Raw genomic sequence first — 12,043 nt, 5'->3', positions numbered from 1 at the left:
CCCTGCACGTCACTGTGCGCGAAAAGGCGATGCTCGAAAAGGCGGTGCTCGAAAGGGGCGCTCGCGAAAGCGCCCCCGCTCCCGATCGTATCGGGTGGGCGGGGGCGCTCCGGCACGGCGCGGGATCAGGCCTCGCGGAGCGTCTGCTGCCGCTCCTCGACGGCCTCGCGGACAGCGGCGAACAGCGGATGCTCCGGATCGAGTCCGGTGACGAGGGCGGTCAGCGCCCTCGCGTCCTCCGAGCGCAGCAGCCGCTGGAGCTCGACCGACTGCTCGTCGTCGGCGTCGTCGAACTCGAGCGCCGCGGCGACGGCCGCGACCAGGGCATCGGCGGGCAGGCCGCGCTCGGCGGCCATGGCCGCGGGGCCGATGAACCGCTCGTGCCGCGAGATCTTGCGCAGCGGCTGACGTCCGACGCGCTGCACCGTGTCGATCAGCGCCGGGTTGCGGAACCGCTCGAGGATCGTCGCGCGATACGACGCGAGGTCGGCGGGATCCAGCCCGTGTTCGGCGACCAGCACCGCGGACGTCTCCTCGAGTGCCGCCGACACGCGCGCGGCGATGTCGGGGTCGGCCAAGGCGTCCGAGATGCGTTCGACTCCGGCGCGGGCGCCGAAGTAGGCGGTGGCCGCGTGTCCCGTGTTCACCGTGAAGAGCTTGCGCTCGATGAACGGGGCGAGGTCCTCGACGAAGTGCGCTCCCGGGATGCTCGGGAGGTCGTCGCCGAACGGGCCGGCTTCGATCGCCCACTCGAAGTACGGCTCGACCGTGACGTCCACCCCTCCGTCGGCGGGCTGGGCCGGCACGATGCGGTCGACCGCGGTGTTCGCGAACACCGCGCGCGACAGCAGGTCTCCGGCATCCGCCCCGGCGGCCGCCTGGATCTCCGAACGGAGCAGGTCCGTCGCGCCGATCGCGTTCTCGCACGCCATCACCTGCAGAGGTGCGGCGTCGGGGGAGCGCTGCGCGAGACCTGCGACGATCGCCGGTGCGACGAAGCGCAGCACGGTGGGACCGACCGCGGTCGTGACGACATCCGCCGTCGCGATCTCGCGGGTGAGGGCCTCCGGGTCGGTGCGACTGTTGACCGCGCGGAACCCGGTGACGACGTGGTCGACGCCCCCGGGTCCCGCCTCGTGCACGGTGTACTCGTCGACCGCGTTGATGGCGTCCACGAGGGCGTCGGCGACATCGGAGAACACGACCTCGTACCCGCCCTCGTGCAGCAGCAGGCCCACGAAGCCGCGCCCGATGTTGCCGGCGCCGAAGTGGACGGCCTTCATCCCTCGTCCACCACCCATCACTCGTTGACCGCGGAGAGCAGCGCGAACAGCTCGTCCGGTGTCTGCGCCGCGTTGAGCTTCTCGACGTCGTCCTCGTCGGAGAAGAGGATCGCGATCTGCGACAGGATCTCCAGGTGCTCGTCACCGCGACCGGCGATGCCGATCACGAACGTCGCCTGCTCGCCCGCCCAGTCGACGCCGCCGTCGTAGCGGACCACCGAGAGGGCGGAGCCGAGGATCGCGTCCTTGGTCTCGTTCGTGCCGTGCGGGATCGCGAGACCGTTGCCCATGTAGGTCGAGACCGTCTCCTCGCGCTGACGCATCGCGTCGACGTACGCGGGTGTGACGGCGCCGGCGGACACGAGGATGTCGGTGGCCTCCTGGAGGGCGGCATCCTGCGTGCTGCTGCCCGAGTGGATGCGGACCTGGCCGATGGTCAGAACGCTCATGGTGTTTCCTCTCGCTGGTCGCGGACCATCTCGACGACCTCTTCGTACTTCGGGGAGTTCATGAAGTTGTCGACGGAGACGTGGATCGAGTTCGGCGACTGGGCCTTCGCGCGATCCGTCAGCTGCTGCTGGGTGATCACGAGGTCGGCCGTGCCGTCGAGGTTCGCGATGGCCTGGTTCGTGACCGTCACGCCCTCGACCCCCGCCTTCTTGAACTTGTTGCGCAGCACGCTCGCGCCCATGGCAGACGATCCCATCCCGGCGTCGCACGCGAACACGACGCTCTCGATGCGGCGATCCGTCGCGACGCCGCCCGCCGCGCCGGCGGCCGCAGCACCCGAGGAGGCGCGCAGGGCGTCCATGGCTGCGGACGACTTGCCCTTGTTGGCCTCGGTCTGCGCGATCGCGGCGCCGAAGCTGTCGCCCTCGGCGGCGAGGTCGCGCTTGCGCGAGGCCCGCAGGATGACGCCCGTGATCAGGAAGGTGACCACGGCGGCGATGACCACCGAGAGGTACACGACGAGGAGGTTTCCCACGCCGCCGCCGACAGCGGCCGCCGTCACGGCGATGATGCTGCCCGGAGCCGCCGGGAAGCCGAGGCCGCCGCCGAGCACCATGTTCGTCGTGACGCCCGCTGCACCACCGGCGATCAGAGCGAGGATCGTGGTGGGCTTGCTCAGCGCGTACGGGAAGTAGATCTCGTGGATGCCGCCGAAGAACTGGATGATCGCCGCACCCGGAGCCGAGGCCTTGGCCGCGCCGACGCCGAAGAAGGTGAACGCGAGCAGCAGCCCGAGGCCGGGGCCGGGGTTCGCCTCGATGAGGAAGAGGATCGACTTGCCGGTCTCGGCGGCCTGCTCGATGCCGAGCGGCGTGAACACGCCGTGGTTGATGGCGTTGTTCAGGAACAGCACCTTCGCCGGCTCGACGATGATCGACACCAGCGGCAGGAGGTTCAGCGACACCAGCCAGTCGACCGCTGCGCCGAGGACGGCGCTGATGCCCAGCATGACGGGGCCGAAGGCGAAGAAGCCGACGATCGCCAGGATCATGCCGAGGATGCCGGCCGAGAAGTTGTTGACGAGCATCTCGAAGCCGGGGCGGATCCTGCCGTCCCACAGCCGGTCCATCTGCTTCGTGATCCATGCGGCGAGCGGCCCCATGATCATGGCCCCGAGGAACATCGGGATGTTGGTGCCGACGATGACACCCATCGTGGCGATCGTCGCGACGACACCGCCGCGCTCGCCGTAGACCATGCGGCCGGCGGTGTTGGCGATGAGCAGCGGGAGCAGGTAGGTCACCATCGGCCCGACGAGACCGACGTACGCGAAGAAGTTCCCGCCGTCGCCCTCGGCCAGCGCCGTCATCGCGCCCTGCCAGCCGATGGTGGCGGAGTCGCCTCCGCCGCCGATGATCTCGGCGACCGGGGCCCAGTGCCAGCCGAAGGGGCTGTCCGCGCCGAAGAATCCGGCCGGGATGAACAGCATCGTGATGAAGCCCCACGCGATGAAGGCCGCGATGTTGGGCATGATCATTCCGGACAGGAACGTGCCGAAGCGCTGCACGCCTGTTCGGAGGCCGCCCGTTCTCTGGGCGGCGGGTGACGTCGTCGTCATGATGTCGTCTCTTTCTGGTGAGGGGAGAGGGCGGCTGTGGCGTCGGCCACGGCCTTGCGGGCACCGGCGGCGTCGTCCGCCGCCAGCGCGACCTGTGCGAGGCTGCGGGCCTCGTCGAGGGTGCGTTCGGAAAGGGTGTGCCTGACGTCGGCCAGGGCGGAGGGAGCCATCGACAGGCTCGTCGCGCCGAGGCCGACGAGGACGACGGCGAGGAGCGGATCAGCAGCGGCCTCGCCGCAGATCCCGACCGGCTTGCCGAGTCGCGATCCGGCATCCCCGACCTCGCGCACCAGACGGAGCACGGCGGGGTGCCAGGGATCCTGCAGCCCGGCCACCGAGCCGAGCATCCGGTCGGCGGCCATCGTGTACTGCGTGAGGTCGTTGGTGCCGATCGAGGCGAAGTCGGCGTGCGCCAGCACACGATCCGCCAGCAGGGCGCTCGCCGGGACCTCGACCATGACACCGGCGGTCTTCAGCCCGTAGTCGCGGGCGAGCGCCGTGAAGTACACGGTCTCCTCGACGGTCGCCACCATCGGCGCCATGACCCACAGGTCGGCATCGGTCTCGGCATCCGCCTCGGCGAGAGCGGTCAGCTGCTCGCGGAGGATGTCCTCGCTGGCGCGCAGGGCCCGGATGCCGCGGAGTCCCAGTGCGGGATTCTCCTCGTGCGCGTCGTTGAGGAACGCGAGCGGCTTGTCGGCTCCGGCGTCGAGCATCCGCACGACGACCTTCTTGCCGGGGAATGCCTCGAGCAGCTCGCGATACGACTCGCGCTGCTGTGCGATCGTCGGCGCCTGCGATGACGACAGGAACAGGAACTCGGTGCGGAAGAGCCCGACGCCCTCGGCCCCCCGTTCGACCGCATCGGCCGCGTCCGCGGGTTTCCCCAGGTTCGCCAGCAGCGCGATCGGCGTGCCGTCGGCGAGGGCGCCGGGTGTCAGAGGAGCGCTGTCGGCCGACCGGCGGGCAGCGGCGCGCTGTGCGGCGCGATCCTTCTCGTCCGCCGTCGGGTCGACCGTCACGACGCCGGCGGCCGCGTCCACGATCACCGTGTCGCCGTTCGCCAGCGAGAAGCCGTCGGCGACGCCGACGATCGCGACGATGCCCTTCTCGCGGGCGAGGATCGCCGTGTGCGAGGTCGGCCCGCCGTCGACGGTGATCAGCGCGAGCACCTTGTCCAGGTCGAGCAGCGCGGTGTCCGCCGGAGCGAGGTCGCGCGCGACGAGGACGAACGGATGCCCGGGGTCGGGGACGCCGGGGGCGTCGACGCCGCGCAGCCGGGCGAGCACCCGCTGGGCGATGTCGTCGAGGTCGGCGGCGCGCTCGCCGAGGTAGCCCCCGACGGCCTCGAGCGTCGCGCGGAAGCCGGCGAAGGCGTCGTGCACGGCCCGCTCGGCGGTCGCTCCCGCGTCGATCCGTCCGTCGACCTCGTCCTGCAGGGTCGGGTCCTCCGCGATCATGGCCTGCGCCTCGAGCACCTCCTGCGCCGAGCCGCCCGCGGTCTCGCCGCGCGCGGTCAGCTCCTGGGCGACGATCGAGATGGCGTCGCGGACCCTGGCGCGCTCCGCCTCGGCGCCGATGCTGCTCGGGGTGTCGTCGGGCGCGGGCAGGGCCTCGGTCATCCGGACGACGGGGCCCTGGGCGACACCGAGGCCGATCCCCACGCCGCGCAGCTCGCTCATCCGGCGGCGTCCTGGTCGTGGTCGGTCGTGAGCAGCTCGGTGAGGGTGTCGAGCACGCCCTCTGCGCCGTCTCCGTCTGCGGTCAGGGTCACGTAGTCGCCGTACTCGACGGCGAGGGAGATGACGCCCAGGATGCTGGCGGCGTTCACCGGCTTGCCGGAGTCCTTGGCGATGGTGACGGCCAGGCCGGACTCCTTCGCCGCCTGGGCGAAGAGCTTCGCAGGACGGGCGTGCAGGCCGTGGGAGGAGCCGATCCGAACGGTGCGTGTGGCGGTCATGATGTTCCTTTCGGGGAGTTCCTGAGCTCGGTGAGGAAGTCGCGGACGAGCGCGAGGGTGGATGACCCGTCGCGGTCGGCGAACACGTCGTCGGGAAGGACGACCACGGGCGAATGCGCGTGATCGCGGATGGCGTCGAGGCGATCGGCCAGATGCGGCCCCACCAGGATGAGGTCGTGGTCGCTGGCGGCGACGGAGTGCTCCATCCCGGCTGACGCGTCCCAGTCGAGTCCGGCGTTGGTCGCCGCCCGACGGAGTCGCTGTGCGACGAACGTGCTCGACGCGCCGGCGCCGCACACCACGAGGATCTTCATCGATGCCACCTTCCTGAGAACAGTCTGTGAACGCGGGCCCCGGTCGCGCCAACACGTTCCTTTCCGCCCCCGCGGAACAGCGGCTTCCGCGCGCGGGTCTCCGGTAGCTGACATCATGGAGGTCACGCCAGGACAGTGCAGTCAGCACGTGGGGAAGTCGGAGGGATCATGTCGCGCCAGCGTCAGGACCAGCTCCTCTCCACCCTGCTCCGGCAGGAGGGGTGGGCGACCGCGGCGAGTCTCGCCGACGTTCTCGGCGTCACACCGCGCAGCATCCGCTCCTATGTCGCCGCGCTGAACGCCCGCACGCCGGGAGCCGGCGTCATCGAATCGGGGCCGGCGGGATATCGCGCGGGCCCCGGCGCCCGCGGCGCCATCCGGATGCGGCAGACGGGGGAGTCGGCACCGCGCGACCGGCTGCATGCGCTCGTGCGGACTCTGCTGGATCTGCCCTCCGGCATCGACGTGTTCGACACGGCCGACGAGCTGCACGTCAGCGAGGCCACCCTGGAAGCGGATCTCGTGCGCGTGCGTGGGCTGCTCGACGGCACGGAGCTCGCACTGGAGCGCGACCGTGAGACAGTGCGGCTGCGGGGGAACGAGGCCGCGCAGCGACGGCTGCTCAGCAGGCTGGCGCACGACGAGATGGACGACGCGTCGTTCCACCCGGAGACCTTCCGCCGCGCGCTCTCCGGCAGCGCCGTCGCCGCGCACGCCGTCGGGCCGTTCAAGACCGCGCTGGTGCGCGAGCTGGGCGAGCTCGGCTACTACGTGAACGAGCTGGCGATCGCCGACGTGCTGCTGCACATCGCTATCGCCGCCGAACGCGTGGCGGCGGGTCACGCGCTCGACTCCTCGCCTGCGGGCGCCAGGGAGGAGATCCCCCGGGTGGGAGCCGTCATCGCCCGTCTGGCGTCCGAGCACTTCGCTGTCGCACTCGGCGAGGGCGACAGCGGTCACCTCGCCTCGCTGGTGCTCACGCGCATCGTCGCCCCCGGAGAGGATGCCGCCCGCGATGTCGCGCGCAGCGGCGTGGATCCCGCGGTGGAGGCCGCCGTGCGGGCCGAGATCACCCGGGCCGCCGAGGACTACCAGGTCGACCTCGTCGACGAGACCTTCGTCCTGCGCCTCGCCCTGCACGTGCAGAACCTGCTGCGCCGCGCCGAGGAGAGCGCGCTGACGCGCAACCCGCTCACGCGCTCGCTCAAGACGTCGTACCCGATGATCTTCGAGGTCGCCGTCTCGATCGCGAGCGGGCTGCACGATCGGGTCGGCACTCCGATCCACGACGACGAGATCGCGTACATCGCCATGCACGTGGGCGGCCGCCTCGAGCGCAGCAGGAAGGCGGAGTCGATCCTGACCGCGACGATCGTCTGCCCCGGCTACTACGAGCTGCACGAGCTGCTGCGCTCCAGCGTCGACCGGTCGCTCGGGTCGGCCATCGAGGTCACCAGCGTCGTCACCAACGTCGATCCCGACTGGGCGTCGTTCGACACCGATCTGGTGCTCAGCACGATCGAGCCGGGATCGGCGGGTGACCGCTTCGTGCGCATCCAGCCGTTCCTCACCGACGCCGACGTCGACCGCATCCAGCAGGCGGCCGCCCGCGTCCGCCGCGGCCGCCGCCTCACGCGGCTCCGCGGCGAGCTCGCCCGTTACTTCGACGCGGACGCCTACGTCTTCCCCCTCCCCGACGAGGGCGAGGAGGCGATCATCCGGCGGCTCGGCGGCCTGCTCGTCACGGCGGGCCTGATCGGCGAGGACTACGTCGAGAACACGATCGCCCGTGAGCGGATGTCCTCGACCGCCTTCACGGATGCCCTGGCGGTGCCGCACGCCCTGCAGATGACGGCGACTCGCACGGCCATCGCGATCGGGGTCACCGACGGCTCGGCCGCGTGGGGCGGTGGTCGCGTGCAGGTGGTCGCTCTCGCAGCGTTCAGCGAGAGCGACCGCGCGGCGTTCCAGACCGTCTTCGAGCAGCTCGTCGAGGTGTTCAGCGAACGGGAGAGCGTGCAGCGCATCGTGCGGCGCGGGACGACGTTCGAGGCGTTCCTCGACGAGCTCGTCGCCGTCATCGACGGCTGAGCGCGGCGGTCAGGAGCGCGGGGCCAGCACCTCCGCGAGCTGATCCAGCACCGCGTCGGCGGACGCCGAATCCGCCGTCTCCAGCACCACCGCGTCGCCGGGGCCGATCGCGAGGTCCATCACCGCGAGCACGCTGCTCAGGTCCACGATCGAGCCGTCGGCGGTGCGCAGCGTGATCGTCGAGCCGTGCGACTGCGCGAGGCGCACGAGCTCGGCGACCGGACGCGCGTGCACGCCGTTGTGGGTGCTGACGATGATCCGCCGGGTCGGCATGGTCAGGAGCGCTCGTCGAGCAGCGCGCGCACGCCCGCCTCGATCTCGGTCACGGCCTCGGCAGCGCCCTCGGCGGAGTCGGCGCGCGCATCGATGTAGATCTTGAGCTTGGGCTCGGTGCCGCTCGGACGCACGATGACCCGCGACCCGTCGGTGAGACGGTACCGGAGTACATCGCCCGACGGCTGGCCGTCGCGGCCCTGCAGCAGGTCCTCGGCCGAGACGATCGAGCGCCCGGCGATCTGCGTCGGCGGCAGGGTGCGCAGGGCGAGCATCACGTCGCCGATGACGGCGAGATCCTCGACGCGCACCGAGACCTGCCCGCTGGCGAAGTGGCCGTAGGTGTCGCCCAGCTCGCGGAGCAGGTCGGCGAGGGTGGCACCGCGTCCGTGGGCCTCGGCGGCGAGTCCGAGGATGGCGATCGCTGCGGAGATGCCGTCCTTGTCGCGGACGGTCTCCGGGTTCACGAGGTACCCGAGGGCCTCCTCGAATCCGAACACGATGCCGGGTGCCCGCGAGATCCACTTGAAGCCGGTCAGCGTCTCGTGGAAGTCCAGGCCGTGATGCGCGGCGACCGCGGCGAGGCCGGGTGAGGAGACCAGGGAGCAGGCGAGCGATGCGCCGGGTGTGCCGGCGGCTGCCCGGGCGGCCCTGGCGCCGAGCAGGAGGCCGACCTCGTTGCCCGTCAGGCGGCGCCAGCCGTCGGCTGCCGCCTCGTCGGGGATCGCGAGGGCCAGGCGGTCGGCATCCGGGTCGTTCGCCAGGATGAAGTCGGCCTTGGCCCGCCGCGCCGTCGCGAACGAGAGATCCATCGCCCCCGGCTCCTCCGGGTTCGGGAACGAGACCGTGCGGAACGTGGCATCGGGCGCCAGCTGCTCATCCACGACCGAGGGCTGCGGGTAGCCGGCCGCTCGGAGGATACGCGACAGCGTCTCCCACCCGACCCCGTGCATCGCCGTGTACACCCAGCGGAGGTCCGAAGCGCCCTCGGGGGCCGGGGCCACGGCGGCGGTCGCCGCGATGTAGGCCTCGACGATGTCCTCGCCGGCCGTCTCGTAGGCGGTGGAGCGGGGGAGGGCTGCCGCATCGGCGGCATCCGCGATCCGCTGGATGTGCGCGGCGATCTCGGCATCCGCCGGCGCCACGATCTGCGATCCCTGGTCCGCCCCGCCGAGGTACACCTTGTAGCCGTTGTCGTTCGGCGGGTTGTGGCTCGCGGTCACCATCACGCCGGCGTCTGCGCCGAGCCGGCGCACGGCGAAGGCGAGCACGGGCGTCGGCAGCAGCCGCGGGAGCAGGATCGCCCGGAGCCCTGCCCCGGCGAACAGCTCGGCGGAGTCGGTGGCGAAGACCCGCGAGTTGCGACGACCGTCGTAGCCGATCACGACGGTCGGCGTGCCGCCTCCCGCCTTCTCGCGGAGATAGGCGGCGAAACCGGCGGCCGCCTGTGCGACGAGCACGCGGTTCATCCGGTTGCTGCCGGCACCGAGCTCACCGCGCAGACCGGCGGTGCCGAACGCGAGTCGCGTGCGGAACCGGTCGTCGAGGTCGGCGATCGCGGCGGGGTCGCCGCCGCCGGCCCGGGTGATCAGGCCCGCGAGCTCATCCCGGGTCTCGTGGTCGGGGTCCTGCCGCAGCCAGGCGCGCGCCTCTGCGAGCCGCTCGTCGCTCACAGGGCCTCGACCACCCTGGCGAGGAGGGCGGAGATCACCGGCTCCGCCTCGCGTCCCGCCTCGATGACCTCGGCGTGGCTGAGGGGGGTCTGCTGGATGCCGGCGGCGAGGTTCGTGATGAGCGAGAAGCCGAGGATCTCCATGCCGGCCTCGCGCGCCGCGATGGCCTCGAGGGCGGTCGACATGCCGACGATGTGGCCGCCGATCACCTTCGCCATCTGCACCTCGGCAGGGGTCTCGTAGTGCGGACCGCGGAACTGCGTGTACACGCCCTCGTCGAGGCTCGGATCGATCGTGCGCGCGATGTCGCGCAGGCGCTTCGCATAGAGGTCGGTGAGATCGATGAACGTCGCCCCTTCGAGCGGCGAATCGGCCGTGAGGTTGATGTGGTCGCTGATCAGCACCGGCTGGCCCGGCTTCCAGGTCTCGCGGATGCCGCCGGCGCCGTTGGTGAGCACCATGATCTTCGCCCCCGTGGCGGCGGCGGTGCGGACGCTGTGCACGACGCGGCGCACGCCGTGGTCCTCGTAGTAGTGGGTGCGGGCGCCGATCACGAGCACGTTCTTCCCACCGGGGGTGCGGATGCTGCGGAGCGTGCCGACGTGGCCCTCCAGCGCGGGCTTCGAGAACCCGGTCACCTCGGTGGCGGGGATGGTCGCGACGGTCTCGCCGATGATGTCGGCGGCCTTGCCCCAGCCGCTGCCGAGCGTGAGGGCGATGTCGTGGTTCTCGACGCCGGTCAGGCGCGCGATGTCGGCGGCGGCCTGCGCGGCCACCTCGAACGGGTTCGCGGTCGGGTCGTCGAGGGGGTTGCTGTGGTTTTCGGGCATGGATCCACTCTAGGAAGGTGCAGGCTCGGGGGCCAGGATTGCGGAAGAATGGATTCCATGACTTCCACCCCTTTCGAGCGCACTCAGCGCGTCGCCGTCCTCGGCGGCGGTCCCGGCGGATACGAGGCGGCCCTGGCGGCCGCTCAGCTCGGAGCCGAGGTGACGCTGATCGAGCGCGTGGGCGTCGGCGGTGCCGCCGTCCTGACGGATGTCGTGCCGTCGAAGAGCCTCATCGCCACGGCGGACGCCGCCGTCGCGATCTCCGAGGCGAGCGACCTCGGCGTGAACTTCTACGCGAAGGGCGACCACGGGAAGCCGCTCAAGCCCGAGATCGCGATCAACCTCGCCGCGGTGAACAAGCGTCTCCTCGCTCTCGCTGGCCAGCAGTCGGAGGACATGCGCACCACCCTGCTCGAGGCGGGCGTGCGGATGCTCTCGGGGCACGGCCGGCTCGAAGGAGCCAACGCCATCATCGTGTCCACCGGCCAGGGCGGCACCGACTTCGACCGCGTCGAGGCCGACACGATCATCGTGGCCGTCGGCGCCGCGCCGCGCGAGCTGGATTCCGCGAAGCCGGACGGCAAGCGCATCCTGACCTGGACCCAGCTGTACGACATGAAGGCGCTCCCCGAGCACCTGATCGTGGTCGGGTCGGGCGTCACGGGCGCCGAGTTCGCCTCCGCCTACATGAACCTCGGCGCCAAGGTCACGCTCGTCTCGAGCCGCGACCAGGTGCTCCCCGGCGAGGACAAGGATGCGGCGAGCGTGCTCGAGAAGGTCTTCAAGCGCGGCGGGATGACCGTGCTGTCGAAGTCCCGTGCCGACCGGGTCGAGGCCACGAAGGACGGCGTCACCGTCACCTTGTCCGACGGACGCACCGTCGAGGGAAGCCACTGCCTGATGGCGGTCGGCTCGATCCCGAACACCGCGGGCATCGGTCTCGAGGAGGCGGGCGTCGAGCTCAACGAATCGGGCCACGTCCGCGTGAACAAGGTCGCGCGCACGTCGGTGCCGAACGTGTACGCGGTCGGCGACTGCACGAACTTCTTCCCGCTCGCCTCCGTCGCGTCCATGCAGGGGCGCACGGCCGTCTTCCACGCGCTGGGCGACATCGTGATCCCGCTCGAGCTGATCAAGATCACCTCGAACATCTTCACCGCCCCCGAGATCGCCACGGTCGGCTACTCGGAGAAGGACGTCGAGGACGGCGTCGCCGACGGACTCGTCTACAAGTTGCCGCTCGCCGCCAACCCCCGCGCGAAGATGATGGGGATCAAGGACGGCTTCGTGAAGATCATCGCCCGCACGGGCTCGGGCACCGTGATCGGCGGCGTCATCGTGGCGCCGAAGGCCTCGGAGCTCATCTACCCGATCGCGGTCGCCGTCGAACGTCGGCTCACGGTCGATCAGGTCTCCCGGGTCTTCGCCGCGTACCCGTCGCTGTCGAGCAGCATCACCGACGCCAGCCGCGCGATGCACCTCGGCTACATCTCCTGACGGCCCTTCGACAGGCTCAGGGACCCAGGTGCGTGGGTCGCTGAGCCCGTCGAA

The 12,043-nt window shown here is 71.1% G+C and carries 11 protein-coding genes; 2 read left to right on the top strand and 9 right to left on the bottom strand.

Annotated features, from left to right (window positions below; genetic code table 11):
• Positions 1–125 precede the first annotated feature (125 nt).
• Genes DC434_RS16460 through DC434_RS16435 form a run of 6 tightly spaced genes read right to left on the bottom strand, consistent with a single transcriptional unit; the run spans position 126 to position 5,625 of the window.
• Positions 126–1,283 carry a mannitol-1-phosphate 5-dehydrogenase gene (locus DC434_RS16460; RefSeq protein WP_116636395.1) on the bottom strand — a complete coding sequence of 386 codons (1,158 nt, stop codon included), beginning with the start codon at positions 1,281–1,283 and terminating at the stop codon, positions 126–128.
• A gap of 17 nt (positions 1,284–1,300) precedes the next feature.
• A complete protein-coding gene (locus DC434_RS16455) occupies positions 1,301–1,732 on the bottom strand; it encodes a PTS sugar transporter subunit IIA (protein WP_116636394.1) in 432 nt (143 codons plus the stop codon).
• Complete coding sequence (locus DC434_RS16450) at positions 1,729–3,351, bottom strand: PTS mannitol transporter subunit IICB (protein ID WP_116636393.1); 1,623 nt, start codon at positions 3,349–3,351, stop codon at positions 1,729–1,731. Before DC434_RS16450 ends, DC434_RS16455 begins: the two co-directional genes overlap by 4 nt.
• Positions 3,348–5,033, bottom strand: a complete 1,686-nt coding sequence (gene ptsP, locus DC434_RS16445; protein WP_116636392.1) for a phosphoenolpyruvate--protein phosphotransferase — start codon at positions 5,031–5,033, stop codon at positions 3,348–3,350. Before ptsP ends, DC434_RS16450 begins: the two co-directional genes overlap by 4 nt.
• On the bottom strand, positions 5,030–5,311 hold the full coding sequence (locus tag DC434_RS16440) for an HPr family phosphocarrier protein (RefSeq protein ID WP_116636391.1): 282 nt from the start codon (positions 5,309–5,311) through the stop codon (positions 5,030–5,032). The genes ptsP and DC434_RS16440 overlap by 4 nt, the downstream gene beginning before the upstream one ends.
• Positions 5,308–5,625 (bottom strand): hypothetical protein, encoded by a 318-nt coding sequence (locus tag DC434_RS16435; protein WP_116636390.1) that lies wholly within the window; start codon positions 5,623–5,625, stop codon positions 5,308–5,310. The genes DC434_RS16440 and DC434_RS16435 overlap by 4 nt, the downstream gene beginning before the upstream one ends.
• A 168-nt stretch (positions 5,626–5,793) precedes the next feature.
• Here DC434_RS16435 and DC434_RS16430 point away from each other — a divergent pair, with 168 nt between their 5' ends.
• Complete coding sequence (locus DC434_RS16430; protein WP_116636389.1) at positions 5,794–7,716, top strand: PRD domain-containing protein; 1,923 nt, start codon at positions 5,794–5,796, stop codon at positions 7,714–7,716.
• A 9-nt stretch (positions 7,717–7,725) separates the two neighbouring features.
• Here the strand turns inward: DC434_RS16430 and DC434_RS16425 are convergent, their stop codons facing one another.
• Genes DC434_RS16425 through DC434_RS16415 form a run of 3 tightly spaced genes read right to left on the bottom strand, consistent with a single transcriptional unit; the run spans position 7,726 to position 10,492 of the window.
• Positions 7,726–7,989 (bottom strand): HPr family phosphocarrier protein, encoded by a 264-nt coding sequence (locus DC434_RS16425; RefSeq protein ID WP_116636388.1) that lies wholly within the window; start codon positions 7,987–7,989, stop codon positions 7,726–7,728.
• 2 nt (positions 7,990–7,991) lie between these two features.
• Entirely contained in the window at positions 7,992–9,662 is a 1,671-nt protein-coding gene (locus tag DC434_RS16420; RefSeq protein WP_116636387.1) for a phospho-sugar mutase, read from the bottom strand.
• Positions 9,659–10,492, bottom strand: coding sequence for a purine-nucleoside phosphorylase (locus tag DC434_RS16415; RefSeq protein WP_116636386.1), 834 nt, complete (start codon positions 10,490–10,492; stop codon positions 9,659–9,661). Before DC434_RS16415 ends, DC434_RS16420 begins: the two co-directional genes overlap by 4 nt.
• Positions 10,493–10,540: 48 nt before the next feature.
• On the opposite strand from DC434_RS16415, the gene DC434_RS16410 reads away from it, so the two are divergent.
• Complete coding sequence (locus DC434_RS16410; protein ID WP_207769987.1) at positions 10,541–11,989, top strand: NAD(P)H-quinone dehydrogenase; 1,449 nt, start codon at positions 10,541–10,543, stop codon at positions 11,987–11,989.
• Positions 11,990–12,043: the final 54 nt, after the last annotated feature.

Source organism: Microbacterium sp. TPD7012 (assembly GCF_003075395.1).
Taxonomy (GTDB): domain Bacteria; phylum Actinomycetota; class Actinomycetes; order Actinomycetales; family Microbacteriaceae; genus Microbacterium.
The sequence above is the reverse complement of the archived record's forward strand: the minus strand, read 5'-3'. Positions and strand labels throughout refer to the sequence as shown.

Excerpts from the sequence above, each read along its gene's own strand:
- DC434_RS16455 (WP_116636394.1), bottom strand. The coding sequence starts at position 1,732 with ATGAGCGTTCTGACCATCGGCCAGGTCCGCATCCACTCGGGCAGCAGC.
- DC434_RS16450 (WP_116636393.1), bottom strand. The coding sequence starts at position 3,351 with ATGACGACGACGTCACCCGCCGCCCAGAGAACGGGCGGCCTCCGAACA.
- DC434_RS16425 (WP_116636388.1), bottom strand. The coding sequence starts at position 7,989 with ATGCCGACCCGGCGGATCATCGTCAGCACCCACAACGGCGTGCACGCG.
- DC434_RS16440 (WP_116636391.1), bottom strand. The coding sequence starts at position 5,311 with ATGACCGCCACACGCACCGTTCGGATCGGCTCCTCCCACGGCCTGCAC.
- DC434_RS16415 (WP_116636386.1), bottom strand. The coding sequence starts at position 10,492 with ATGCCCGAAAACCACAGCAACCCCCTCGACGACCCGACCGCGAACCCG.
- DC434_RS16410 (WP_207769987.1), top strand. The coding sequence starts at position 10,541 with ATGGATTCCATGACTTCCACCCCTTTCGAGCGCACTCAGCGCGTCGCC.
- ptsP (WP_116636392.1), bottom strand. The coding sequence starts at position 5,033 with ATGAGCGAGCTGCGCGGCGTGGGGATCGGCCTCGGTGTCGCCCAGGGC.
- DC434_RS16430 (WP_116636389.1), top strand. The coding sequence starts at position 5,794 with ATGTCGCGCCAGCGTCAGGACCAGCTCCTCTCCACCCTGCTCCGGCAG.
- DC434_RS16460 (WP_116636395.1), bottom strand. The coding sequence starts at position 1,283 with ATGAAGGCCGTCCACTTCGGCGCCGGCAACATCGGGCGCGGCTTCGTG.
- DC434_RS16435 (WP_116636390.1), bottom strand. The coding sequence starts at position 5,625 with ATGAAGATCCTCGTGGTGTGCGGCGCCGGCGCGTCGAGCACGTTCGTC.